General features: G+C 37.5%; 24 protein-coding genes. 7 read left to right on the top strand and 17 right to left on the bottom strand.

Features of this window, described 5'->3' with window-relative positions; translation table 11 throughout:
• Window position 1: 1 nt before the first annotated feature.
• From sdhA to QNH29_RS02595, 4 genes are all read right to left on the bottom strand, one after another.
• Complete coding sequence (gene sdhA, locus QNH29_RS02610) at window positions 2–1765, bottom strand: succinate dehydrogenase flavoprotein subunit (RefSeq protein ID WP_283863308.1); 1764 nt, start codon at window positions 1763–1765, stop codon at window positions 2–4.
• Between the two features lie 24 nt (window positions 1766–1789).
• Window positions 1790–2404, bottom strand: coding sequence for a succinate dehydrogenase cytochrome b558 subunit (locus QNH29_RS02605; RefSeq protein WP_283863307.1), 615 nt, complete (start codon window positions 2402–2404; stop codon window positions 1790–1792).
• A 77-nt stretch (window positions 2405–2481) separates the two neighbouring features.
• Entirely contained in the window at window positions 2482–3930 is a 1449-nt protein-coding gene (gene aspA, locus QNH29_RS02600) for an aspartate ammonia-lyase (RefSeq protein ID WP_481858770.1), read from the bottom strand.
• A 34-nt stretch (window positions 3931–3964) separates the two neighbouring features.
• Entirely contained in the window at window positions 3965–5278 is a 1314-nt protein-coding gene (locus QNH29_RS02595) for an anaerobic C4-dicarboxylate transporter family protein (RefSeq protein WP_283863305.1), read from the bottom strand.
• A gap of 379 nt (window positions 5279–5657) precedes the next feature.
• On the opposite strand from QNH29_RS02595, the gene QNH29_RS02590 reads away from it, so the two are divergent.
• Together QNH29_RS02590 and QNH29_RS02585 are read left to right on the top strand one after the other, a co-directional pair.
• Window positions 5658–6905: an ATP-binding protein gene (locus QNH29_RS02590; RefSeq protein ID WP_283863304.1), complete on the top strand. Its 1248-nt coding sequence runs from the start codon at window positions 5658–5660 to the stop codon at window positions 6903–6905.
• 5 nt (window positions 6906–6910) lie between these two features.
• Complete coding sequence (locus QNH29_RS02585) at window positions 6911–7825, top strand: response regulator (RefSeq protein ID WP_283865518.1); 915 nt, start codon at window positions 6911–6913, stop codon at window positions 7823–7825.
• A 63-nt stretch (window positions 7826–7888) separates the two neighbouring features.
• On the opposite strand, the gene QNH29_RS02580 is transcribed toward QNH29_RS02585, so the two are convergent.
• The 6 genes from QNH29_RS02580 to QNH29_RS02555 all read right to left on the bottom strand — a co-directional run bounded on the left by QNH29_RS02580 (window position 7889) and on the right by QNH29_RS02555 (window position 12913).
• Window positions 7889–8389: a hypothetical protein gene (locus QNH29_RS02580; RefSeq protein ID WP_283863303.1), complete on the bottom strand. Its 501-nt coding sequence runs from the start codon at window positions 8387–8389 to the stop codon at window positions 7889–7891.
• Between the two features lie 354 nt (window positions 8390–8743).
• Entirely contained in the window at window positions 8744–9421 is a 678-nt protein-coding gene (locus QNH29_RS02575; RefSeq protein ID WP_283863302.1) for a DUF2642 domain-containing protein, read from the bottom strand.
• A gap of 30 nt (window positions 9422–9451) precedes the next feature.
• Window positions 9452–10810, bottom strand: coding sequence for an arsenic transporter (locus QNH29_RS02570; protein ID WP_283865517.1), 1359 nt, complete (start codon window positions 10808–10810; stop codon window positions 9452–9454).
• A gap of 337 nt (window positions 10811–11147) precedes the next feature.
• Window positions 11148–11912 carry a type I 3-dehydroquinate dehydratase gene (gene aroD, locus QNH29_RS02565; RefSeq protein ID WP_283863301.1) on the bottom strand — a complete coding sequence of 255 codons (765 nt, stop codon included), beginning with the start codon at window positions 11910–11912 and terminating at the stop codon, window positions 11148–11150.
• Between the two features lie 23 nt (window positions 11913–11935).
• Window positions 11936–12439, bottom strand: coding sequence for a shikimate kinase (locus QNH29_RS02560; RefSeq protein WP_481858812.1), 504 nt, complete (start codon window positions 12437–12439; stop codon window positions 11936–11938).
• A gap of 249 nt (window positions 12440–12688) precedes the next feature.
• Window positions 12689–12913, bottom strand: coding sequence for a hypothetical protein (locus QNH29_RS02555; RefSeq protein ID WP_283863299.1), 225 nt, complete (start codon window positions 12911–12913; stop codon window positions 12689–12691).
• A 241-nt stretch (window positions 12914–13154) separates the two neighbouring features.
• On the opposite strand from QNH29_RS02555, the gene QNH29_RS02550 reads away from it, so the two are divergent.
• Both QNH29_RS02550 and QNH29_RS02545 read left to right on the top strand, forming a co-directional pair.
• Window positions 13155–14345, top strand: a complete 1191-nt coding sequence (locus QNH29_RS02550; protein WP_283863298.1) for an MFS transporter — start codon at window positions 13155–13157, stop codon at window positions 14343–14345.
• A gap of 129 nt (window positions 14346–14474) precedes the next feature.
• A complete protein-coding gene (locus QNH29_RS02545) occupies window positions 14475–15293 on the top strand; it encodes a PRD domain-containing protein (RefSeq protein WP_283863297.1) in 819 nt (272 codons plus the stop codon).
• A gap of 125 nt (window positions 15294–15418) precedes the next feature.
• Here the strand turns inward: QNH29_RS02545 and nagE are convergent, their stop codons facing one another.
• The gene (gene nagE, locus QNH29_RS02540; protein WP_283863296.1) at window positions 15419–16864 is read right to left on the bottom strand and encodes an N-acetylglucosamine-specific PTS transporter subunit IIBC; all 1446 of its coding nucleotides are present in this window, start codon (window positions 16862–16864) and stop codon (window positions 15419–15421) included.
• 232 nt (window positions 16865–17096) lie between these two features.
• Entirely contained in the window at window positions 17097–17579 is a 483-nt protein-coding gene (locus QNH29_RS02535; RefSeq protein ID WP_283863295.1) for a PTS sugar transporter subunit IIA, read from the bottom strand.
• 396 nt (window positions 17580–17975) lie between these two features.
• On the opposite strand from QNH29_RS02535, the gene QNH29_RS02530 reads away from it, so the two are divergent.
• From QNH29_RS02530 to QNH29_RS02520, 3 genes are all read left to right on the top strand, one after another.
• Window positions 17976–19466 carry a peptide MFS transporter gene (locus QNH29_RS02530; protein WP_283863294.1) on the top strand — a complete coding sequence of 497 codons (1491 nt, stop codon included), beginning with the start codon at window positions 17976–17978 and terminating at the stop codon, window positions 19464–19466.
• 119 nt (window positions 19467–19585) lie between these two features.
• Window positions 19586–20065 carry a glutathione peroxidase gene (locus QNH29_RS02525; RefSeq protein ID WP_283863293.1) on the top strand — a complete coding sequence of 160 codons (480 nt, stop codon included), beginning with the start codon at window positions 19586–19588 and terminating at the stop codon, window positions 20063–20065.
• Between the two features lie 11 nt (window positions 20066–20076).
• Window positions 20077–20514, top strand: coding sequence for a MarR family winged helix-turn-helix transcriptional regulator (locus QNH29_RS02520; protein WP_283863292.1), 438 nt, complete (start codon window positions 20077–20079; stop codon window positions 20512–20514).
• A gap of 67 nt (window positions 20515–20581) precedes the next feature.
• Here QNH29_RS02520 and QNH29_RS02515 read toward each other — a convergent pair whose 3' ends face one another.
• From QNH29_RS02515 to QNH29_RS02495, 5 genes are all read right to left on the bottom strand, one after another.
• Window positions 20582–21259 carry a Na-translocating system protein MpsC family protein gene (locus QNH29_RS02515; RefSeq protein WP_283863291.1) on the bottom strand — a complete coding sequence of 226 codons (678 nt, stop codon included), beginning with the start codon at window positions 21257–21259 and terminating at the stop codon, window positions 20582–20584.
• 147 nt (window positions 21260–21406) lie between these two features.
• Complete coding sequence (locus QNH29_RS02510; RefSeq protein WP_283863290.1) at window positions 21407–22081, bottom strand: Na-translocating system protein MpsC family protein; 675 nt, start codon at window positions 22079–22081, stop codon at window positions 21407–21409.
• A 198-nt stretch (window positions 22082–22279) separates the two neighbouring features.
• Window positions 22280–23389, bottom strand: coding sequence for an ATP-binding protein (locus QNH29_RS02505; RefSeq protein ID WP_283863289.1), 1110 nt, complete (start codon window positions 23387–23389; stop codon window positions 22280–22282).
• Between the two features lie 366 nt (window positions 23390–23755).
• Window positions 23756–24772 (bottom strand): 4-hydroxy-2-oxovalerate aldolase, encoded by a 1017-nt coding sequence (dmpG, locus tag QNH29_RS02500; protein ID WP_283863288.1) that lies wholly within the window; start codon window positions 24770–24772, stop codon window positions 23756–23758.
• Between the two features lie 22 nt (window positions 24773–24794).
• Window positions 24795–25682 (bottom strand): acetaldehyde dehydrogenase (acetylating), encoded by an 888-nt coding sequence (locus QNH29_RS02495; RefSeq protein WP_283863287.1) that lies wholly within the window; start codon window positions 25680–25682, stop codon window positions 24795–24797.
• Window positions 25683–25725: the final 43 nt, after the last annotated feature.

Raw genomic sequence — 25725 nt, 5'->3', positions numbered from 1 at the left:
CTTATTTTGCCCCCTTTTTCGCTTTGGTGTAATCACGCTTACGCGGCTCGATTAAGGAAGTGTCTACTTCTTCATAATAGAGCTCTGGCAAATTCGATGCTGGATTATATTTAGCCATTGTGGTTTTTAACCATTCCTCATCATTACGATTAGCAAATTCCGGTTTGTAGTGTGCACCACGGCTTTCATTCCGGTTATATGCTCCTTTTGTGATGACATGTGCTAAATTAATCATTCCTTCTAGCTGACGAACAAACGATGTACTGGTGTTGCTCCATTTTGCAGTGTCTTCGATGTTAATATTTTTATAACGCGCCGTGAATTCCTGCAGTTTTTCATAGGTATATTTTAATTTCTTATTTTCCCGTACCACGGTAACGTTTGCTGTCATTAACTCGCCTAACTCCTTATGAAGCAGATAGGCGTTTTCCGTTCCATTCATCGATAAAATAGATTCGTATTTTCCCATGTCTTCTTTAACTTGTTTTTCAAAGATAGAACTAGAAACCTGATCAGTGGTCTTTTGAATTCCATTTATATATTCTAGCGCTTTGGGCCCCGCAACCATTCCGCCGTATACTGCAGATAATAATGAATTTGCCCCCAGTCGGTTTGCACCATGCTGAGAGTAATCACATTCACCTGCTGCAAAGAGTCCAGGAATATTGGTTTTCTGGTCAATATCTACCCATAGGCCTCCCATTGAGTAATGGACGCCAGGGAAAATTTTCATCGGTACCTTCCGTGGGTCATCACCCATAAATTTTTCATAGATTTCCATTATTCCACCGAGCTTTATATCTAATTGTTTCGAGTCAATATGAGATAGATCAAGATATACCTTGTTTTCCCCATCGATACCAAGCTTTTGGTTTACGCATACATCGAAAATCTCGCGGGTTGCAATATCACGTGGAACAAGGTTTCCATAAGCAGGATATTTTTCTTCTAAAAAATACCAAGGCTTCCCGTCTTTATAGGTCCAGACTCGTCCACCTTCCCCACGTGCAGATTCACTCATGAGCCGGTTTTTATCATCACCAGGAATCGCAGTTGGATGAATTTGAATGAATTCTCCATTTGCATATAAAGCACCTTGCTGGTAGAGTCTGGCCGCAGCATATCCCGTATTAATCGTTGAATTTGTTGACTTTCCAAATATGATTCCAAGCCCGCCGGTTGCCATAATCACGGCATCAGCTGAAAATGCCTTAATTTCCATCGTCCGTAAATTTTGTGCAGTTATACCACGGCAAACCCCTTCATTATCTATAATGGAGGAAACGAATTCCCAGCCTTCATACTTTGTCACTAACCCTTGTACTTCAAAGCTGCGGACTTGTTCATCTAGTGCATAAAGAAGCTGTTGTCCGGTTGTTGCCCCGGCAAATGCCGTTCGATGATACTGTGTTCCCCCAAAACGACGGAAATCTAATAAACCTTCAGGCGTTCTATTAAACATGACCCCCATACGGTCAAACATATGGATAATTTTCGGTGCAGCTTCACACATAGCTAATACCTGAGGCTGGTTTGCCAGAAAATCACCGCCATAAACCGAATCATCAAAGTGCTCCCAAGGAGAGTCGTTTTCCCCTTTTGTATTAACTGCTCCATTTATACCTCCTTGTGCACAAACAGAATGGGACCGTTTAACCGGCACAACTGAGAATAAATCAACCTTTGTACCATTTTCTGCTATTTTAATAGCTGCCATTAATCCGGCCAGGCCGCCTCCTACAATTACGATATTACCTTTGCTCATTTGTCTGTCCTCCCTATCTAGTACTTAAGCAAATGCAAGGATTGCACGGATCCCGATAAACGATAATGCAATAAATAATCCAAAAGAAATGTATTGTGTAACTTTTTGTGATTTCGGAGATACCGTGATTCCCCATGTAATCAAGAAGGTCCAAATACCATTCACGAAGTGATAAATACAGGATAGAATTCCTATGATATAAAGTGATAGGGAGATACCATTATCAACAATTCCGGCCATTAAATGATAATCTGCTTCTACCCCGCTAAACTCGACTTGCACTTTTGTTTCCCAAACATGCCAAATGATAAAAACAAAAGCAATCAGACCTGTTATTCTTTGTAAGAAAAACTTCCAATTTCGTAAATTACCATACCTGTTAACATTGTTTTTGGATTGACGGGCGATAAAAATTCCATAAACCCCATGGAATAAAAGAGGAATAAAGATGATAAATAGCTCAAGAAAATATTTAAAAGGCAAGTTCACCATAAAGCCTGCTGCTTTGTTATAAGAATCGATTCCCCATGTTGCCGTATAGTTGACGAATAAATGAACGGTCATAAACACCCCGACAGGAATAATTCCTGAAAGTGAATGCAGCTTTCGGTAAAAATGCTGATGTTTTCCACGCTCCATATTTTTGTAAACCTCCCAGTGTTGCATTTTTTAATTAGAGCGCCCAGCACAGAAGCTAGGCACTCAGCGAAATATGACTATACTAAAACTAATTCCTTGGTTTTTTTATTAAGTAATTCCTTACCAGCTATGCCTGGATTGGTCATCTCAAATGGGTGTAAAATCATATCCAATTCGCTTGCTGTTAAAACTTCTCTTTCTAAAACAATTTCTCTGACTGGCCGGTTAGAATCAATTGCTTCTTTTGCAATACTAGCAGCTGTTTCATAGCCAACATGTGGATTAATAGCCGTAATGACTCCAACACTATTATTCACGTAAGCTTCCAGTCTATCTTTATTAGCAGTAATACCGCTTATACAATGTTCGCGGAATACCGTAAATACATTTTTCATAATCTTAATAGATTGCAAGAGGTTAAAAACAATGACAGGTTCCATTACATTTAACTCAAATTGTCCTGCCTCTGATGCCATACTAATGGTCAAATCATTTCCAACTACTTGAAAAGCACTTTGATTTAATACTTCGGCCATTACAGGATTTACCTTTCCTGGCATTATAGACGAGCCAGGCTGGCGGGCGGGCAGATTAATTTCACCTAATCCACAGCGAGGACCAGAAGTCATCATCCGCAAATCGTTCGCTATCTTAGACATATTTAACATACAAATTTTAAGTGCAGCTGAAACTTCGATGTACGCATCTGTATTCTGAGTACCGTCCACAAGGTCTTCTGATCCCTTTATTGGAAAACCAGTCAATTCTGCTAAGAACTTCACTGCTTTTTCAATATACTCTGGTTCGGCATTTAAACCGGTTCCAACAGCTGTTGCGCCCATATTTACTTCATATAAATTAGTACGTGTTGCTTTAATCCGTTTTATATCTCTTCTTAACACCCTAGCGTAAGCCTCGAATTCTTGGCTCAAAAGAATTGGAACCGCATCCTGCAAGTGTGTTCTGCCCATTTTGATAATGCCATCAAATTCATTTGCTTTTTTCATAAATTCGTAGTGAAGCTCTTCCATGACTTTCATTAATGTTTCTAATGTCATTAAAGTTGACAAGTGAATAGCAGTTGGAAAGGCATCATTGGTGGATTGCGCCATATTTACATGGGAATTAGGACTAATCATTTTATAATTTCCTTTTACTTCCCCTAGTAACTCTAGAGCACGATTCGCCAGCACTTCATTTGTGTTCATGTTGATTGAGGTACCTGCTCCACCCTGAATCGGATCAACAATAAATTGGTCATGCAGTTTTCCATCGATTACTTCACCAGCTGCAGCCATAATGGCATTCGCGACATTCCTGTCCAATTGTCCTATTTCCGCATTTGCATATGCTGAGGCTTTCTTTACCATTGCCATAGCCCGGATCAAAGCCTCATCAATTTGATATCCAGTGATTGGAAAGTTTTCAACTGCTCTCATCGTCTGAACACCATAATATGCATCAATTGGAACCTTTTTCTCACCAAGGAAGTCTTTTTCAATACGGAAATTATCTGAATAACTCATTCTTGTCATCTCCAAATTCAATTTTTTATATCAGTTAAAGAATAATCGTGCTAAGCAGGATCCCAATTGCGACGGCTCCAATAGTGGCAGTTAATCCTGGCAGCATAAAGCTATGGTTTAAAATATATTTACCAATTCTCGTTGTACCAGTACGATCAAAGTTTATTGCTGCTACAACAGTAGGATAGTTCGGGATAAAGAAGTATCCGTTAACTGCTGGAAACATGGCGATTAGTAATGCTGGGTTAATGCCAAGTGTAATACCAAGAGGCATTAACGTACGCACTGTTGCAGCCTGACTATAAAGCAAGATAGAAAGTGCGAACAAGGCAACAGCAAACAACCAAGGAGCTGCGGTAACTAAATCAGATATTGACCCTGAAATTTGTGCCATGTTTCCTTGGAAGAAGGTATCCCCCATCCAAGCTATACCAAAAATAGCAACAACCGCTGCGGCACCTGCTTTAAATACACTGCCTGACACGATTTCTTCAACATTTGGCTTGCAGAAAATGATAATCAATGCTGCAATTGTGAGCATTACAATTTCAATGGCTGCTGGCATAGTCATCCTAGTAAGTACCCCATCAATTGTCCAGGCAGGACGTAATTCCTCAAACGATCCCAATAAAACTACAAGAATAGCTGCTAAAAGAAAGAACATGACTGAAAGCTTTGAACCTGAATTCGCTTTGTATTCCTTTTTATCTTTTCTTATTGGTGCTAATCCTGCTTCCAGACGCTTCAAGTATTCAGGGTCATGATTAAGTTCCTTGCCCATTTTGCTTGATACAAATGCTCCCAGCATACAGGCAATAAATGTAGACGGAATACAAATCATTAAAATATCAAGTAGATCGATCTTAAAGTCTGCCAACAAGGCAAGAAGGGCAACTGTTGCTGCTGAAATGGGGCTTGCTGTAATTGCCTGCTGCGATGCAATAACCGCAATCGACATTGGCCGTTCAGGTCTGATACCTGACTCACGTGAAACCTCAGCAATAACGGGCAAAACGGAATATGCAACATGCCCAGTTCCAGCACAAAATGTGAAGACATATGTTACCATTGGGGCAATAAATGTGATCCATTTAGGATTTTTTCTTAAAGCCTTTTCGGCAAGAAAGACTAGATACTCCATTCCGCCAGATGCCTGCAGGGCACCTGCTGCAGTTACAACGGCTAAGATCATTAACATAACATCGATAGGAGCGGATGTAGGCTGCAAACCAAACACAAAAACGAGAATGGCTAAACCTACTCCTCCCATAACTCCGAGTCCAACCCCGCCTAATCGTGCTCCAATGAAGATACAAGCTAGTACTATTGCAAATTGAATCCAAAACATCGTGATTACCTCCATAGGGTAAAATGTATTTTTTCAAAAATGGTAAAAATATTAACTATGAAATCCTTCACCTGCTTTCACCTAAGAAAAATTGTGAAACTTTTCACAAATAGTTCGTTTTTTGTGAAATCAGCCTCATTTGCGTGGTCTAAAATTAGAGTATAATTGTCAAGCAAGCAGCAGGAAGAAAAATATCCTCATAGCTTCTTTCTGCACAAATTGAGCATAACGTCAGCCCTACTAAAAACTACAAAAACCTACACTAGCGCAATTAAACTTAATAAATTTGACACTTTTTACTAAAGAATTCTCTAAGAAACACTTTTGATATATGTGACCGAATAGACTTATTGGAAGTGATCCCTTGCGTAATCAACTATTGGCTTATTTATTTATCATTATCGCTGTACCGATTGCAGGAGAATTAAAGTTTTATCCTATTGATGGTGATATTAGAGTTAGTTTAGGTACGCCAGTTTTTTTCTTTATCTTATTATGGTTACGAAAAATTCATCCTATACCAGCGGGAATAGCTGCAGGTTCCGCAGTTGTCCTTTTTCGTATGTTCCTGTATTGCATTCAGACTGATACCGTTCAGCTAGTAGATGGCTTTTTTCTCAATATCCCTGTTTTCTTTTATTACTCTGTATATGCAGCACTATTCTATTTTTTCAACTTCCATACATTTTATGAAAGTCCCTTCTTTATTGGTGTAATGGGTGTAGTAGTGGAAGTAATTGCAAGTATGGTCGAAATTACGATTCGAACCTTTACTTCTCATATGCCTATTTCTCTTTCGACTTTTTTACTGATTGGCGGAATAGCGATTATCCGAAGTTTCTTCGTCCTCGGCTTTTTCAATATTCTTATCCTAAGAGAAACAATGCTTGCTGAAGGGCAGCAGCGACAAAGAAATGAAGAAATACTTTTATTGGTTTCAAATTTATATGTAGAAATGGTTCAGCTAAAAAAATCAGCAAAAAACGCTGAAGAATTAACTAGTACTTGTTATGGACTTTATCGGGAATTAAAGGCTGCCCATAATAATAAAGAGGCAAAAGCGGCCCTCAAAATTGCCGGGCAAATGCACGAAATAAAAAAAGATCATCAGCGCATTTATGCCGGCCTTTCTAAGTTAATGGTAAAAGAGAATTTTAATGAATTTATGAAAATAGCAGATATTGTTTCTATTATTATTTCAGCCAATAAAAGCTATAGTGAACTGTTAGAAAAGTCCATTAACTATCATGTACATATTTCTGGTAATCACCAACTTTACAACACTTTTATCCTTTTTTCGCTGGTCAATAACCTTGTTGCCAATTCAGTTGAAGCTATCGTTAAAGAGGGAGTGATTAAACTTACTGTCACAAAAAATGGGGATACCGTTGAAATTATTGTTAGTGATAACGGTTCAGGAATCTCGGATAAAAATAAACCATTTATTTTTGAACCTGGTTTTACCACAAAATTTGATGATAGTGGTAACCCCTCCAATGGTATCGGTCTATCACATATAAAAAATGTGATTGAAACAATTGGTGGTAAAATGGTGCTGGTAGACACAACCGGAGAAACCACTTTTGGGATAAAACTGCCAGAAACGTGCTTAACAGAGAGAGGATGAGGACTTTGAAATTCTTTATTGTCGATGATTCCGCTACGATTAGAGTAATGCTTTCTAACATTATAGAAGAAGAAGGCCTAGGGACCATAATTGGAGAAGCAGGAGATGGATCAGAGGTTTACTCGGATATTCTAGCCAATCAGGGCGTTGATATTCTACTCATAGACCTGCTCATGCCAAATCGGGATGGAATTGAAACTGTTAGGGAAATCTCCCCCTTCTTCCAAGGGAAGATTATAATGATTTCTCAGGTCGAAACAAAGGATATGATTGGTGAAGCCTATGCACTCGGGGTTGACCACTACATAACCAAACCAATAAATCGCCTTGAAGTGGTATCTATCCTAAAAAAAGTTTCCGATCACCTTAGAATGGAGAAATCGCTTAATGACATTCAGAAGTCATTAAGCGTGTTAAAAAATCATATACAACCACAGGAATCTAAAAACCTTTTTCCCATGCACCAAAATAGGATTGTTAGTTCTGGAAAAAACATCCTGCTAGAGCTTGGAATTATTGGCGAGAGCGGAAATAAGGACTTACTGGACATTTTGGCGATTATGGATCAGTTTGAGAAAGATGGAGTCCGAGAAATCCCGCCATTAAAGGAATTATATGAATATGTAGTCAAAAAAAGGTATGGAGACTCTGCTCCTCCGGACGTAGTTAAAAAGGAAATAAAAGCAGCTGAGCAGCGTATCCGCCGAGCGATTCATCAGGCAATAGAACATATTGCCTCTCTTGGGCTGACAGATTATACTAACTTAAAATTTGAAAACTATTCGTCGCGTTTCTTTGATTACAGCCAAATCCGAATGAAAATGCTAGAACTAGAAGGTAAAAAACACGACGAACATTATCACAGCCGTATTAATATAAAGAAATTCATTCAGGCTTTATACATGGAAGCAAAAGGGTAAATATACGACGAGTCGGGACCTATTTTCTTTAATACTAGAAAGGCAGGTCCTTTTTATTTTGAATTAAATTGGTATGAACATATGTAGGAAGAAAACAAGTAAAAAAGCCATTGCGGTTATCAGATGGAACTTTCGTCTAAAACCGGAAGACTTTTTATGACGCAAATACCCCGCAGCCAATGTAAGGAATAGAAAAGACATAGCAAGATACCCGCTAATGAGTTTCAGGTTATTAAAACCAATGATCGGAGCAATTTCAATTAAGTTAATAACCGCATGACCAATAATAATCGTTGTAGCTATTGCTGCAATTGGAATATGCCACTTCATCATAACTCTTGAAAACTTAGCAAGACGTATCTTGACCTGCCTTACTGAAGTTTTGCGAATAACCAGGAATATAAAATACATATTGATATTAATCAAAAAGAGGTACATGGCTATTTGCGCCAAAAAACGTGCCAAGATGACTAAACTGCTGTCTGGTGGACGGAAAAACCAGATATAAATAAACGAAAATATAATTAAAATACCATTTACTGCTATCCATAGTTTATGCGGCAAGCTTTCCCCTCCCGTAATTAAGGCAGTATAGATAAATTACCGCGTTAGTTTCAATTTATCTGCGATTACAGAGTTTTATCTGCGGTCATTCAAATGATACCCCACCTGAACTCTGATTTTTCATTGCAATCCCCCTAACAACATTTTTATCTTTGAACTTGAACCAAATAAACGATTAAATCATAATTTATTACTAAAATAAGTATAACAAAAAAAAACCGTGGACCACCTTATACCACGGTTCAACTTTATCACACTCAAGCGAAGAATAACCCATCCTTGTCAGCCAAACAGGTTGGGTTATTTTTTGTTGTTCTTTTTCATCAGATACAGCCCCTTTACATATAAATTCCTTCATGCAAAGTGTATCGTTTTAACATGCTCTAAATTGCGATACACAATGTCCCTTTCTGCTGTAATCAGTGTTAATTGGTTATTCGAGACTTTCTGAAGTAAGCCAATTTTTTCACTGCTATCACCACCATCAATAACCACAAGCTGATTTTCTAATTTTTTGCATTGATCTTCAAAGCTTCTCGCTAAAGGAATGGAGGCAGGAGAGGCAGGGAGTGTCTGATGATTGATAGAATAGGGCGCAATATGCTCCGGATAAGGAATTAGCCATTTAACATGACCCATCGAGATGAACACGGTTTTGTAAATGGGTGAATAAAACACAAAGTGATTATTCATGATACTCGTCAAATAGCCATGAATAGATTTATTACCTGTAACATAAACCTCAACAAATCTTCCCTTGGCATTTGTCAATATTCCACGAAATGATATAGCGGAAGAAACCGATTCAATCGGCTTTTCTTCAGGAAGTTCATACACTTCTGAATATGGATCCGGTTTTGGTTCTTTCACCCGCTGAATATGAACGTTCGGAATATAATAGAACCTTTGACTCCTCCCTATATATAAAACAAGAATATCTAACCCAGAATCTACTAATATACCAGAGTAAAAATTCTTCCCAGAGATCTCTATCTCAATATTTTTTCCGATTAAATCTTTAAATACCGTCATTTAAAATTCTCCTTTGTTGATATCTTCTCATTACTGAAGTACCCCGCCAAATAACCATGAAACCCAATAATATAAGACAATTAATGTGAACAATGTCGCTGGGGGAATGACTACAAATGTGATTTTTACATATTCCCACCATGTAATCATGACTTTTCCTTTTCTAACGATGTGCATCCACATCAACGTTGCAAGTGTACCCATTGGGAGTAATAATGAGCCCATGTCACTTCCTATCACATTGGCTAAATAGGAGACTTTTAAGGCTAGCGGGCTAAGGTCCATATTCATTAACGTAAGCGTTCCGACCATGAGTGCCGGATGATTATTAAAGATGTTAGAGAGAACCGTTAATAACGTTCCCATCATTACACTCGCATGGAGCAGGCTTCCTGATACCATTGGACGCATATATTCAATAAGCAAATCGGTCAACCCAATATTATGCAAGCCGTAAATAATGACATACATACTAAAGGCGAAAACAAGAATATACCATGGGGTTTTTTTCAGCATATCGACTGGTGATACTTTTAAATAAGCCCATCTCCATCCTAAAAGGACAAGTGACCCTATAACGGCCATTACCGATACAGGTATGGCAAAGTATGATGCTGCGAATAGACTGAGACGTACTGCAAATACGAATAGGAGGACATTTCGCATAAACCGGGAACGATCTTTTTCAGAGGCATATGTTGGACCAGGTTTAAGTGGATGATATGAGCTTCTCGTTAAGCCGGTTACTTTAACAGGAACAGTTTGTGGTAGAACCTTTTTAAAGCGAAGAAACAGAAGCCAAACAAGTAACAAAAGACCGAGCGTTGCAGGAACAAACATCATCGCCGTATGCAAATACAAATCCATATCTACTATTTTTAAGGCAATGAGGTTGACGATATTGCTTACACCAATGGGAGCACTCGAGGCTGTAGCAATTAATCCTCCAGATAATAAATAGGGTATCTTTTGATGATTTTTTAACCCCATATTGTTTAGTAACATGACAAGAATTGGAGTTGTGATTAAAATACTTCCATCATTATTGAAGAAAAGCGTCATAAGAAAGCATAAGAGGTTAACATACCAGAATAAACGTATACCTGACCCCTTTGCTTTAGCAGCGAGCTTCTCTGCTACCCAATTGAAAAATCCAAAACTTTCTAAAACAATAGCCATTACGATCGTTGCCATAATGGTGATGGCTGCACCCGAGATAGTTTCCGTAATAATGCCAAGGTCTGTTAAGGAAACACTTCCACTGATTAATACTAAAATCGCACCTATTGTGGCAGGAATGGCTTCGTTAATTCCTCCAGGCCGCCACAGAATAAAAATGAGTGTTGCTACAAAAGCGAAAATGGTCATCCAAACCATAGGTAGAATCATTTTTTCCCCTTCCAATCTAGTTAGTTTTTCATGATGTATCATGAGGTGAACCTACCTCCTTATAGGCCCAAGTCCGCTCATGTCCCCCCCTTCCATCTATCTCTATTGTCAGAGTGTACTTTATTTATATGTATCCTCACTGTAAGGGGCATTGGGTTTGTACCCTTTTCCTCAATAAATCCACTGGAATCTATGAACAACTGTCTTTAATGAAACAACCCAAGCATTAGAAATTTTATTCATTTATGCAAAAAAACAGACAGCAATGAGGAATGTCTCATTACTGTCTGTAAAGAAAAGGCAATACCTTTATGAACTTGGTATTTATCAAATGTAATTATAAGTTTCTATTAATTACTGATAGTATGTTTCGTAATTCGGTGACAGGCACCTGACCAGGAGCGGAAGCCTTTTTGGCAGCGCCAAATGTTAATGTAGACCCAAATATTTCACCTGCTAAACGGCTGATGACTCCTTTACCTGCCATTGACATCGTAATAATCGGTCGATCTGCATATTGCTCATGCATAGTATTGGTTGCATCCAATAAGGTCAACACATCTGCCGTGCTCCTCGGCATAACAGCAATTTTCGGTAAATCTCCACCTAACTCCTGAGCTTTACGTAAACGGGAGACAATTTCGTCCTTTGCCGGCGTCTTGTCAAAGTCATGATTTGAGATGATGACATATACATTGCAGCTATGAGCTGCAGAAACTAGCTTTATGATCTCATCTTCATTATTAAATAGTTCAACATCAATGATGTCTACCTGACCACTTTCTGCCATCGCCTTATTTAATTCAAAATAGTATGCTGCGCTGACTTCCTTCTCTCCGCCTTCCTTTGCACTTCGGAATGTAAAAATCAGCGGAATATTAGGTAGGACCGATCGTATGGCATTTAATGCCTCTTTTACTTTCTCTGGATCCTCTACATCTTCAAAAAAATCAACACGCCACTCCACAACATCTAAGTCAACTGTTTTAAGAAATGATGCTTCTTCTAGTAATTCCGCGGTCGTTTCCCCGACCATTGGAACACATATTTTAGGCGCGCCTTCTCCTAATGTTAATCCTCTAACTGTAACACTTTTTTTCATTTTCTCCCCTCCACTCGAACCTTTTACTTGGTTTCGTGCAACTCCCAGGATAATTTCAGAGTTTTCACAATGTTCTCAGCTAATTCATCCATATTTTGATTGCTTATTTCAATCGTTGAGTGATAGTTATTTTTATAAATTTCTTTTCTTTTGTAAAATAACTCCTCGATTTCTTCCATTGTCTTACCTTGCAGGACAGGACGGCTGTCAATAATTGAACTTAAACGATTTTTCCATGCGTCCCAAGTGATATCTAAATAAAATACTATACTAGAAGAAAGGCAAACATTTCGGATTTCCTCCTGAAGGAAAGCCCCTCCTCCAACAGAGACAATTTTTAGCTTATACTCACATAAATTCTGAATTAATTCTTTTTCCTTTTCTCTAAAGGCTTTCTCACCAATTTCGGCAAATATTTTCGGTATCGGCATGTTATATACTTTTTCAATTTCTTCATCAATATCAATGAAATCTCGGTACAGTTTTTTCGCTACCAGCTTCCCAATAGTTGTTTTCCCTGCACCCATAAAACCGATAAATACGATATTTTTTTCTCTCAATGAACTGTTTGACAACGGCTTCCATCTCCCACAACAAAATAATATTGATACCATTATAAGCCTTCCAATTCATAAAACCAATCATGGTTATTTTCTAACTCTTTTAGGGAATATAAGTTTAAACAATGAATTTAAAGCTAGGGAGAACCCTGATTACAAGCCCGCTAAATAAAAATAGGTCCTATCTATTGGATAGAACCTATTTTTATTGCTTACTTAACCTAATTTAATTTTATCTTGAGGATCATCAAGTTTCATACGCTCTAGCTCTAGTCTCATTCTTTCCGTTTCAATCAAATAATTTTCATGTTTTAGTTTCTCCAGTTCAAGTTCCCCTTGAATCATTTTATATTTAATTTTATTCTGCTTTTGAAAATGGGTCGTTAGAATAGCAATGATCGGAATTGAGAATACCATAATAACTGCGATTGTTCCTGTCATATTATTCCCTCCTAGGCTCAGTACATTGTCCTCATGTTAAATGATACCAAATTTTAGTAATAGTTTGTACAGAATTATCAAAAAATAGAACGCTTGAAAATGGCTTTTATGGCTCCTTTCCTTTTTTCTAAATAAACTTTCTCTTTGACAAAAGCATGTATGCCTCTATAAGATAGTAAACAGTGAAAAAAGTTTACACTATAAATATAGGCATAATTCTTTGTATAAAGGGGGCTTCTTGATGACAGGAGATCAACGGAAGAAAATCACCATGTTGATGATTAACATGTTTATCGCAATTGGGAGTTTTGGTATCATCATTCCCATTTTACCAGCCTATCTTGAATCCATTAATCAAGGCGGAACAGCTGCTGGCCTGTTCATCGCCATCTTTGCCGGAGCCCAGTTTATCTTTTCTCCGATTGCAGGCAAATGGACAGATCAATATGGCCGCAGAAAGATGATTATATACGGACTATCAGGTTTAACCTTATCGATGTTTATTTTTTACGCCTCCAACTCCATTTGGGTACTTTATGCCTCACGTGCAGTAGGCGGAATCGGCTGTGCAATGCTTGTTCCAGCCATTTTTGCTTATATTGCAGACATTACCACGATGGAGCAGCGAGCAAAAGGGAATAGCTTAGTTTCCGCCGCTATGTCTCTTGGTATCGTTGTAGGCCCTGGAATAGGTGGATTCTTAGCAGGTTTCGGGTTAAAATTCCCTATTTTAATATCAGCACTTGTTTCTTTAGTCTCTGTTTTATTTTCCATTCTTCTTTTAAAAGAGAGTAAAACCACTCCTATCGGAGAATCCGCAGAAATGCCTCCTGATGAGTCCATGGTTCGTAAAATCGCTCGTTCAGTGAAAATGCCTTATTTCATACCACTCATTATTACACTTGTCATGAGTTTCGGATTAATTGCCTACGAATCGGTTATTGGCTTATACCTCGATAATCAATTTCAATCATCCGCGAAGGATATCGCAGTAATGGTTACGGCAACTGGTATTGTTAGTGTAATTGTACAGCTCTTTGTGGTTGATCGAATTGTAAATCGTTACGGTGAAAGATCGGTATTGAATGTATTTATTACTGTTGCTGCAGCTGGATTTTTATTTTCACTGTTCGCTTCCAGCTACTCTCTGTTCTTTATTATTTCACTTTTTATTTTCCTATCGACCTCTATATTACGCCCAGTGTTGAATACGTTGATTTCTAAACTTGCAGGAAACGAACAAGGCTTTGCAATGGGTATGAATAATGCGTATATGAGTATAGGCAACGTACTTGGACCAACACTTGCAGGATTACTATATGACGTCGAAATTACCTATCCATTCATACTTGGATTTGTATTACTCGTAATAACACTGTTCATTACATTCACATGGCAAAAACGTTCACTCAAAGCGAAAACCGTTATATAGAAGTCATGGAAAAGCCTGATGTGAAAGATTCTGCATCAGGCTTTTTCATTAGTATTGACTTTTTTATGGTAGACCCATTGTGTTTTACCCTGTAAGATGGAAGTAAGCGCGTACAAGGAGCTGTGTTTCATGAAAATCAAAAAAATCCTTAATAACAATGCTGTTGTCGTTTTAGACAACAATGAAGAAAAGATAGCCATTGGTACGGGAATTGCCTTTGAAAAAAGGAAGAATGACATCATTAATCCAAGTAAGATTGAAAAGCTATTTGTTATGAAGGAAAATGAGAAATTCCAACAGCTTTTGCAGCAAATACCCGAGGAACATTTTTCTATATCAGAGGAGATTATTTCTTACGCAGAAGACTGCCTGGGATTAAAATTAAACGAACATATTCATATTGGCCTCACAGACCACTTGTCATTTGCCATTGAAAGAGCAACAGATGGAATTCATCTAAAGAATAAGCTTTTTCATGAAATTAAGATTCTTTATAAAAAAGAGTTTGATATTGGAATGTGGGCAATCAGACATATTGAAAATAAGACACAGGTAAAAATGCCAATCGATGAAGCAGCATATATCGCCCTTCATATTCATACTTCCAAGCCCCAAAGTGTCGATATGAAACAAACTTTGAGGCAAACCGCTATCATTGGTGAAATGATTCAAACAATTAAAGAATCACTTCAACTATCTATAGAAGAAGATGACCTTTCATACCAGCGATTAATGACCCATCTAAGATTTACCCTATCCAGGATTAATGATGAATCTCAGCCAATAATGGATGAGGAAATGCTGGAGATGTTAAAGAAAAAATTTGCACTATCCTACAATGTTTCACAAAAAGTTGCCAAACATCTTGCGGAAAACCATGGTATCCATCTGCCTGAACAAGAACTTGGATATATCACCATTCATATAGAAAGAATTAGAAACAGATAAGTCCAAAAAAAACCGTACAGTTTCTACAAAAAACCATACAGCTTCTACAAAACCATACCCCTAGGAGCAGAAGCAAGACAAAAAAACCGCTTGACCCATATGGTCCAAGCGGTTTCTTATTAATCCTATTTACCTTTACGGATTTTTGCAATCTCATCTGCTACGAATTGTACGTTTGTTCCAACAATAACTTGAATGCTGTTTTTACCTACTATATTGATTCCAGGTACACCTGTAGACTTAATCTTCTTCTGGTCTACGGCTTCCATATCCTTAACTTCTAATCGCAGGCGTGTTACACAATTATCTACAGAAGTAACGTTTGCGTCCCCGCCTAAACCTTCATAAATCTTAGCAGCCATAGCAGCAAACTTATTACCTCCTGCCTGGACTTCCTCTGTGTTTTCTTCAACGTCTTCTTCACGACCAGGTGTTGTTAAGTTAAATTTTGTAATGATAAAACGGAATAAGAAATAGTAAATGACTGCAAACACTAGACCTTGAACAAGTAACATATATGGCTGGTTTGCAATTGGAATTTTTAAGCTGAGCACAAAGTCAACCAATCCAGCACTAAATCCAAAGCCCGCAGTCCATTGGAACGCAGCTGCAACAGCTAATGAAATACCTGTTAAAATGGCATGTGTTACATACAGTGCAGGAGCAGCAAACATAAAAGCAAATTCAAGTGGTTCTGTAACCCCTGTGAAGAAAGAAGCTACACCCGCTGCCAACATTAACGCAGCCACTGTTTTTTTCTTCGAAGATTTTGCAGTGTGATACATGGCTAATGCAGCAGCTGGCAGACCAAACATCATGACTGGGAAGAAACCAGCCTGATATCTACCGGTAATACCCTGTTCACCTTTACTTGACCAGAAATTACCAATATCATTAATACCTGCCACATCAAACCAGAACACGGAGTTTAAGGCATGGTGTAAACCGATTGGAATTAATAAACGGTTAAAGAAACCATATATACCGGCACCGATTGCACCTAAATCACTAATCCCTTTACCAAAAGAAACAAGTCCCGAGAAAACCACTGGCCAAACAAAGAACATGACTAATGATACAGCTAACATTGCTACGGAAGTCATTATAGGAACAAGTCGTTTTCCACTAAAGAAGGATAACGCATCTGGCAGCTTCACATGACTGAAACGATTATACATAATGGCCGCGATAATACCAGATAGAATCCCTGTAAATTGTGTTCCAATTTTTGCGAATGCCGGGTTAACAGCTTCTGGATCCACTCCTTGAAGCAAAGCCACGGAGTTTGTTGATAACACAGTTGTAATAACCAAATATGCGACCAATCCGCTCAATGCTGCAGAACCATCTTTATCCTTAGACATCCCCAGCGCTACCCCAACCGCAAAAAGGATAGCCATATTATCAATAATTGATCCACCTGCTTTAATTAGGAAAGCTGCTACCGGACTTCCAGCACCCCAGCCTGAAGGGTCAATCCAGTACCCGATACCCATTAATATCGCAGCAGCAGGTAAAACGGCTACTGGCAGCATTAAGGAACGTCCTAGTCTTTGAAGATATTTCATCATTTTTGATTCCCCCTATTTTTTTATAGAACAATTGCATTCTTGTCCAGTTTGACTCAAACACGTTTTATCAGATTGAAATGGTATCCTCCTGCTTAAGAGAAAGTTAATAATAATTGCTTTACAGCATGGATTTTACAATTATCAATCTTAATATCAGATTACAGAATGAGATTACCTAGTACGAATCTTACACATTTTTTAGACCAACCACCCCCTTTAATAGAAGATTACATCAGGAACCAGAGATAATTACTGTTTTTCCTTGGACAGCAATTTTCTCCTCTGTGAGAGTAAACTGCTTGTTTCTATCTTTACTATTTGTAATAACAATCGGTGTTATCGTGCTTTTTGCATTATTACTAATATATTCCCAATCAACCTCCATTATTATCTGGCCAGCTGAAATCTTATCCCCGTCATTGACCGCTGCTCTAAATCCCTTACCATTTAAAGCAACTGTTTCCAGCCCTACATGAATGAGGATTTCTGTTCCATCTTTGGCACGGATCCCAACAGCATGTTTGGTTGAAGCGATTAGAATGACAGTTCCATCTACTGGAGAATAAACATTTCCCTCACTTGGTAGTATTGCAATCCCTTCTCCCATCATCTTTTGACTGAATACTGGATCCGGAACCTCTGATAACGGAAGAATCTCACCATTAACAGGTGCAGTTATTTGTAAGTTTTCCTTTTTAAAGAATTTAAATGCCATATTATTTACCCCTTCGCTTTTAAAAATATCAATAAAAAAAGGCATGGGGGCACAATAAAAGGGTAGAAAATCGCCTTTTATTTTACCACCATGCCTGATCGTATCAGTAACATGTGATCATTATTTACTATTAATACAATCATACCATTAATTCTATAAAAAACAAGTGGAAGCGTTTTAATAAAATTATCCACTTTTTTCTAAACAGTATTTGCAATAATTTATTTTGTCAAAATAGAGATATTATTTTAAAAAAACTTTCTTTTCCGCAGTACATTTGCTTTTTTCCTGTTATAACAATATTTCTAATTACTATGACTCTTTTTGCCAAAAATAGTTTTTGACAATTGAAAACAGTCGAAAGTATTATAATATAATATAAAGGGAGGTAGAATTATGTCGAATTATAATAGGCAGAAAATTGTGGATAGTGTCCCTCAGAAAGGTTTCTTTGGACATCCAAAAGGCTTATTCACTCTTTTCTTTACAGAATTCTGGGAGCGTTTCTCTTATTACGGAATGAGAGCTATCCTAGTCTACTATATGTACTATGAGGTCTCTAAAGGTGGATTAGGACTTGATGAGAACCTAGCTCTTTCCATTATGTCCATTTACGGTTCACTCGTTTATATGTCTGGTATCATCGGAGGATGGTTAGCTGACCGGATATTCGGTACATCTAAAGCGGTATTCTACGGTGGAGTACTGATTATGCTCGGTCATATTGTCCTTGCAGTACCTGGAAGTGTAGCCATGTTCTTTGTATCCATGGTATTGATTGTTATCGGTACAGGTATGTTAAAACCGAATGTTTCAACTGTTGTTGGTGAAATGTACAGTGAAACAGACGACCGACGTGACGCAGGTTTCACCATCTTCTATATGGGAATTAACGCAGGGGCATTCTTAGCTCCATTAATTGTCGGAAGTGTGATGAAATATAGCTTCCACTTAGGCTTTGGTATTGCCGCTATTGGTATGTTCCTTGGACTTGTTATGTTTGTATTGACTAAAAAGAAAAATCTTGGTCTAGCAGGTACTACAGTTCCAAACCCTCTTTCAAAAGCTGAAAAGAAAAAGACTTTTACATTCATTGGATTAGGTGTAGTTGTACTTGCTGTTTTATGTGCTGTATTAATCCCAATGGGAGTTCTTACATTTGCCAGCTTTATCAATATTGTTACATTTTTAGGAATTATTATTCCGACGATCTATTTTGTTGTTATGTATCGCAGCCCTAAAACTACAACTGTAGAACGTTCACGTATTATTGCATATATTCCGTTATTTATTGCAGCTGTAATGTTCTGGTCCATTCAAGAGCAAGGCTCAACCATCCTTGCAAGTTATGCAGACAAACGGACTCAATTAGATTGGATGGGAATTAATATTTCTCCAGCATGGTTCCAATCATTAAACCCATTATTTATTATTATCTTTGCTCCAATATTTGCGGGATTATGGGTTAAATTAGGACAACGTCAGCCAACAATACCACAAAAGTTCTCATTATCCTTATTATTTGCTGGGTTATCGTTCCTTGTCATTCTTATCCCAGCATATCTTGGCGGTACGGATTCATTGGTTAGCCCAATGTGGCTGGTTCTAAGTTATTTAATTGTTGTATTTGGTGAATTATGTATGTCACCTGTAGGTTTATCCGCAACCACAAAATTAGCTCCTGCAGCATTCTCAGCACAAACAATGAGTTTATGGTTCTTAGCAAGTGCTGCCGCGCAAGCCCTTAATGCGCAAGTCGTTAAGTTTTATACACCAGAAAACGAGATGGCTTATTTTGGTATTATCGGTGGAGCAGCCATCGTACTAAGTTTTACCCTTTTTGCTTTAGCTCCGAAAATTCAGGGCTTAATGAAAGGTATACGATAATTATAGTAAATTAGTGCAGTATCTCATTATGATGGGATACTGTTTTTTTATTTCTTGTTTTTCTAATAAAAATCGCGTAAGATTAAATCGTACACGATTTTTATTAGGAGGGAATATAAATGAAATCAGTCTATGATTTTACAGTAAAAATGGCCAATGGCGAGGAAAAGTCTCTCAAAGAATACGAAGGCAGGCCTCTAATTATTGTCAATACTGCCAGCAAATGCGGGTTAACCCCTCAATTTCAAGGACTGCAGGAATTATATGACACTTACAAGGATCGTGGTTTAGAAATTTTAGGATTCCCTTGTGATCAATTCAATAATCAAGAATTCGATAATATTGACGAAACTACGCAGTTTTGCCAGTTAAATTACGGGGTAACTTTTCCTATCTTCGCAAAAATTAATGTGAACGGTGATAAGGCTGACCCTTTATTCACTTACCTAAAGGAAGAGAAGAAAGGATTACTTTCTAAAAACATAAAATGGAATTTCACAAAATTTCTTGTGGATCAAAATGGCCAGGTCATTGAACGGTATGCCCCAACAACAGAACCTGCAAAAATGAAGAATGATCTAGAAAAACTATTATCCTAACAGGTGATTGCTTGAAAGACTTTATAACATTAAAAAATCAACTTTGCTTTGCTGTATATGAAACAGCTGGTGAATTTAACAAATTATATTCGAGCGTACTCCAGCCTTTCGGTTTAACCTATCCTCAATACTTGGTCTTACTGGCTTTATGGGAACAGGATGGAGTCACATTAAAAGAATTAGGGGAAAAGTTAAAATTGGGCACGGGGACATTGACACCCATGGTTTCACGGATGGAAGCAAATCATTGGTTAAGAAAACAACGCTCTAAAGAGGATGAAAGGAAAGTTTATATCTATCTGCAAGAGAAGGCTGTAGAAGAAAAACATTCGATCACCAGTAAGGTCGGAGATGTAATCCAATCCTGTCAAATAGAGATTGAAGAATATGAGCAGTTAATGCAGTTGCTGCATACATTACAGAAAAAAATGAGAGAAAGAAAAATCTAATGGATCGGTAAAAAGAGAGTCTTCCTTCGATGAAAGCTCTCTTTTGTTATGTTTACTGGCTATTCCCTTATGAACGGAGAATAATTGCCATCATCGATTTATCCTCTTTTAATTTCCAATCAATAAAGATGTCCCTAACAGACTTATTAAAAATGTCCTCAAATCGGCCATTGCGATGAAAATATGTCTTTTCGAGTTCATCTTTTGTATATTTCAGTTCATTTTCAAATCCTTTCTCAATAAGTGCCTTTTCGATTTGAATAAGGATGCCCCTTCTTTCGATTAAGTAAATAGATGGAGAAATGGGATATGTATTAATTTTGTCTGGAACTTTCTGAACCATAAAGCTGATTCGCCCGACTTCCGATTCCACCCTTTGGATATCGACATCTGTTTTATATACCTGCTCCGTTTCTGTATCTAAAACAAACATGAGTACACCTGAGTTATTTGGAAAATTCCAATCATGATAATATTCTACTACTTCAACATCAAGGGATACTTGTATGACCCCTTTGATTTCATCCAGAAGGTGAGTAATAATAACATTTCTTGCATAATCTACGTACTTGTTCTGACCCTTTTCTAGCAATATATCCTCCATCGGAGATAAAAACCCTCGTATATACGTGACGAGATGTTTTTTGGAAACGGTCGTTTGACAGCTTTGCGGGCCCCTGCCAAATTTTTTTCGCAACAATTTACTAATATAACTGCTGATATAATCTTCCTTTTTTTGATCCATTAATTATAACTCCTTACTAAAAAGTTGCCTGTATATCCATTTAGTATGTACGAAAGCCCCCTTTATTAAAATTAAAACCTATTTAAATACAAATAAAAAAACATATTGTATTTTAGGGTTTCCTTCCTTACAACATGTTTTTCTAGATTATTTCATTGTATATAATTTGTTAAATATAAAAACAAGATAATTTCTATTATTCTTATAGTCCCACATAATAAACATATCCTCGATTAAGCGGTTAAATATCCTTTCGAATTTTTCTTGGTTTATCCAATAGCCATCTTTTATGTTCCGTGCCTGGTGAAGCAGTAAATCTATATTTCCTCTTTCGTAAACGAATTTTTCAAGCGGCAAAAGGACTTCTTTCGATTCTATTGCACAAATATTTTGTGTGAACTTTACAACTTTCAAGCTGGCAGGCTTCTTATGGTAATTGGATCCTACATCATCAATTAAGTGGAATAGGCTATTTTGAAAACTGTTATCTATCTTCTCCTCATAATTAGATTGAACATAATCTAAAAGCAGGATTCCTGTATTTTTATCATAGTTCCAATCATGGAAGACATGATCAAAGGATATTCCTAAGGTAATTGATACTTCTGGAATAAACTCTTGAGTAACTGAATTTATCACAGCCGAACGGAAGTTGTGTGCAAGGTCTAACTGACCTTGATTTATTAATACTTCCTCTGCAGGTGTAATAAAATTTCTCATATAAACAAAACATCTATTGCCTTTTAAGATTACATTACAGGATTCTGGTCCCTTCCCAAACTTGCGCTTAAGCAATTTGCTGAACGTGCTGCTGAGATACACAAGATTCTCTTGATTAGCTATAATATATACCTCCCCTTTCACAAAAAAAATAAAAAGGGCCTAACTTCAAAAAAGAAGTTAGGCCACGGTTCAGACGACTATATTAATAGTTTCTTCCATTTACCACACAGATAGGAAATATAGTTTTTTTATGTATAAATAATAGACTTCTATAACTAATGACAGCAAGACATTAGACTAATCTATTTTAACACTGTTTTCATTATACTGCAATTGTTTATGTAGTGGTAAAATGACTTCAATACAGGTGCCTTCAGGACTACTAAAAATATTACTTTTCCCTTTATGCTCCTCAATGATCTCATTACATACCAGCATTCCCAAGCCCGTGCCATGTTCCTTTGTTGTAAAAAACGGTTCATTTATTCGTTCTAAAATTTCTGACGGAATTCCAATGCCTTGGTCCATAATGCGAATATGAACACTATCATGTAAGGCTATGCCTTCAACAATGATTATTCCTCCATCTGGCATTGCTTCAATCGCATTCTTTATATAGTTGATAAACACTTGTTTTAACTGATTCTCGTCCCCAACAACGGTTGCTTCTAGTGTATGGAAATTCTTAATTACTTCAATATTATTTAATAAGGTCTGCGACTCCATCAACGTCACAACTTTGTCCAACAAACTTTGGATATCCAACTTTTGATAGTTAATTTTGGTGGGCTTAGCCAGAACCATTAACTCCTTTAGAATCATTTCAACGCGGTTAATCTCTGATTCAACAATATTATAATAGGTCGTATCCCCTTTATGTTCCCCCATCATTAATTGTAGAAAGCCCTTTATGGCCGTAATAGGATTGCGTATTTCATGTGCAATTCCTGCCGCCAGCTGACCTGCCGCGGCTTGTTTTTCAGACAGCAATTGCCTCTCTCTCTTAATCAGCGTGATATCTTTTAACACAACATAGTTTCCAACCACTTCATCACTAAAAAGAATTGGGAAGGAAGTTACGTTTACGTCCATCGTATTTTCAGGTCTCATACTAATTTTAGAATCAAAATTTGTTAGTTTTTCGCGTGGTTTTTTACTAAAAAACGTTTGGGTATCATTTAAAACAGACGAGATGAAAATATTACTTAGCTTCATACCGAATAGATCTTTTCTTGAACATTGCAATAATTCTTCACAGACTTCATTGACATAAACCAACTGACCAGACATGTTCAATATAAAGAATGGATCCGTTTTTTTAGAAAGCACAGAGAAATCTTTATCCACATTAACATCCACATATATTTCTAGTAAGAAGTTTAGCCGCTTCATTTCATCCTTATCCATCAGAAACATCCCTCCCGTTTTTAGCATTAAAAAAGCCAAAATAAGCGCAGATATCCCTGCGTCTTATTTTGGCGTAAATTCTAGCATCACAAATCTAGAAACTCATTACCGAGTATTAAAATAACGTACTCAACAAAAAAAGAGTCTTTTTTAGTAGAACAGAGCTTTTATCCCTATTTCCACCTTTAATACTATACTTTTGTTTAAGAATATTCAAATAATAAATTCCTAAACTTCAAAATATTTCAAATTAAAAGATTCCAGTTAACAGATATACTGAAATGATAAAGAAAGCAGCAATGGTTTTAATAACGGAAATGTAAGTACTTTGTTTAAAACTGCTTATCAAGTCTTCGAATCTACCAATTAACGATTCTTGTTTTTAGCAATTTCCGCTGCCACTTCTACGATCATATCCTCTTGACCGCCAACCACTTTACGTTTACCTAGTTCTATTAAAATATCACGTGAATCTACGCCAAATTTCTCTGCCGCACGCTTTGAATGAAGCGCAAAGCTTGAGTAAACACCTGCATACCCTAGTGTTAAGCTGTCTTTTGTAATTTCTTGCGGCACTGGTAAAAGTGGGGCAATGATGTCTTCAGCTAAGTCCATCATTTTGTATAAATCTACGCCAGTCTTAATTCCCATCCGCTCACAAACGGCTACAAGTACTTCTGTTTGTGTATTACCGGCACCTGCTCCTAAACAGCGAACACTGCCATCAATTCGAGTTGCGCCTTCTTCGATCGCAACAAGCGTGTTAGCCATCGCCAGCGATAAATTGTTATGCCCATGGAAACCAATGTTAACACCAACTGATTGTTTTAGTGCAGAAATTCGCTCGCGCACTTGACCTGGAAGCAAGTATCCCGCTGAATCTACTACATAGACAGTATCTGCTCCATAACTTTCCATTAATTTTGCTTGTTCTACTAATTTATCGACAGGAGCCATATGATTCATCATCAAGAATCCTACCGTTTCCATACCTAATTCTTTTGCATAAGCAATATGCTGTGGAGCTACGTCCGCTTCTGTAACATGTGTTGCAATACGAGCCATCTTTGCGCCTAAATTTGCTGCTTCTTTTAATTCGTGCAGCGTACCGATACCTGGCAATAATAAGACAGCTATTTTAGATTTATCTGCAACGGAAACCGCAGCTTCAATTAATTCCATTTCATTTGTACGTGAAAGGCCATATTGCAAGGATGATCCTGCTAAACCATCACCGTGTGATACTTCGATATAGGGAACATTTGCATCATTCAATGCTTTTGCGACCTTTAATACTTGATCTACTGTATATTGGTGAGAGACTGCATGACTTCCATCTCGTAATGCAACCTCGGTAATCAGAATATCTCTTTCATTTGTCATTTTATTTTCCCCTTTCTACCGCTTAAACGGTTTCTTTCTTTAATAAATTTTTAGCAAACTCTTCGGCAATTTTTACACCTGCAGCCGTCATAATATCAAGGTTTCCTGAATATTTTGGCAGGTAATCACCGGCACCTTCTACTTGAATAAAGATGGTGATTTTATTTCCATCGAAAATAGGTTCCGTACGGAGTTGATAGCCTGGAACATATGATTGAACAACTTCTGTCATATCAGCAATTGATTTTCTAATAGCTTCTTCGTCCATTGTTCCTTCCTCTACAAGCGTATACACAGTATCACGCATGATGATTGGAGGTTCAGCTGGGTTTAAAATTATAATTGCCTTGCCTCTTTTAGCCCCGCCAACTACTTCAATCGCACGGGAAGTGGTTTCAGTAAATTCATCAATATTCGCACGCGTTCCAGGGCCAGCACTTTTACTTGAGATCGTTGCAACGATTTCAGCATACTCTACCGAACTCACACGGTTAACAGCATGAACCATAGGGATTGTAGCCTGACCCCCGCATGTAATTAAATTAATATTGTCTTTTTCTAAATGCTCATCAATGTTTACGGCCGCACATACATATGGACCAACAGCGGCTGGAGTCATATCAATTACTTTAATACCTGCTTCTTTTAACACCTTTGCATTATAGAGATGGGCTTTTGCTGATGTGGCATCAAATACAATATCAGCTTCTAAAGTAGGATCTGCCAGGAAACCATCAATACCGGTATCTACCCCTGCATAACCCATTTCTCTCGCACGGCGTAATCCGTCAGATTGCGGGTCAATCCCAATCACAGCAGTCAGCTCTAGATATTCGGAGCGACCAAGCTTAATCATTAAATCAGTACCAATGTTCCCTGAGCCAAGAATAGCCACTTTAACTTTTGACAAAATAATTCTCCCCCTAGTAATTACTTTTTTATGTTTTTTTACT

The organism is Neobacillus sp. DY30 (assembly GCF_030123065.1).
Lineage (GTDB): Bacteria > Bacillota > Bacilli > Bacillales > Cytobacillaceae > Neobacillus.
Note: the sequence above shows the minus strand (reverse complement) of the source record. Positions and strands in the feature narration are given on the sequence as shown.

Bases quoted from the DNA above. Each gene is read 5' to 3' on its own strand.
- sdhA (WP_283863308.1), bottom strand. From the start codon at position 1,765: ATGAGCAAAGGTAATATCGTAATTGTAGGAGGCGGCCTGGCCGGATTA.
- QNH29_RS02605 (WP_283863307.1), bottom strand. From the start codon at position 2,404: ATGGAGCGTGGAAAACATCAGCATTTTTACCGAAAGCTGCATTCACTT.
- aspA (WP_481858770.1), bottom strand. From the start codon at position 3,930: ATGAGTTATTCAGATAATTTCCGTATTGAAAAAGACTTCCTTGGTGAG.
- QNH29_RS02595 (WP_283863305.1), bottom strand. From the start codon at position 5,278: ATGTTTTGGATTCAATTTGCAATAGTACTAGCTTGTATCTTCATTGGA.
- QNH29_RS02575 (WP_283863302.1), bottom strand. From the start codon at position 9,421: ATGACGGTATTTAAAGATTTAATCGGAAAAAATATTGAGATAGAGATC.
- QNH29_RS02570 (WP_283865517.1), bottom strand. From the start codon at position 10,810: ATGATTCTACCTATGGTTTGGATGACCATTTTCGCTTTTGTAGCAACA.
- aroD (WP_283863301.1), bottom strand. From the start codon at position 11,912: ATGAAAAAAAGTGTTACAGTTAGAGGATTAACATTAGGAGAAGGCGCG.
- QNH29_RS02560 (WP_481858812.1), bottom strand. From the start codon at position 12,439: ATGGGTGCAGGGAAAACAACTATTGGGAAGCTGGTAGCGAAAAAACTG.
- QNH29_RS02555 (WP_283863299.1), bottom strand. From the start codon at position 12,913: ATGACAGGAACAATCGCAGTTATTATGGTATTCTCAATTCCGATCATT.
- QNH29_RS02550 (WP_283863298.1), top strand. From the start codon at position 13,155: ATGACAGGAGATCAACGGAAGAAAATCACCATGTTGATGATTAACATG.
- QNH29_RS02545 (WP_283863297.1), top strand. From the start codon at position 14,475: ATGAAAATCAAAAAAATCCTTAATAACAATGCTGTTGTCGTTTTAGAC.
- nagE (WP_283863296.1), bottom strand. From the start codon at position 16,864: ATGATGAAATATCTTCAAAGACTAGGACGTTCCTTAATGCTGCCAGTA.
- QNH29_RS02535 (WP_283863295.1), bottom strand. From the start codon at position 17,579: ATGGCATTTAAATTCTTTAAAAAGGAAAACTTACAAATAACTGCACCT.
- QNH29_RS02530 (WP_283863294.1), top strand. From the start codon at position 17,976: ATGTCGAATTATAATAGGCAGAAAATTGTGGATAGTGTCCCTCAGAAA.
- QNH29_RS02525 (WP_283863293.1), top strand. From the start codon at position 19,586: ATGAAATCAGTCTATGATTTTACAGTAAAAATGGCCAATGGCGAGGAA.
- QNH29_RS02515 (WP_283863291.1), bottom strand. From the start codon at position 21,259: ATGGATCAAAAAAAGGAAGATTATATCAGCAGTTATATTAGTAAATTG.
- QNH29_RS02505 (WP_283863289.1), bottom strand. From the start codon at position 23,389: ATGGATAAGGATGAAATGAAGCGGCTAAACTTCTTACTAGAAATATAT.
- dmpG (WP_283863288.1), bottom strand. From the start codon at position 24,772: ATGACAAATGAAAGAGATATTCTGATTACCGAGGTTGCATTACGAGAT.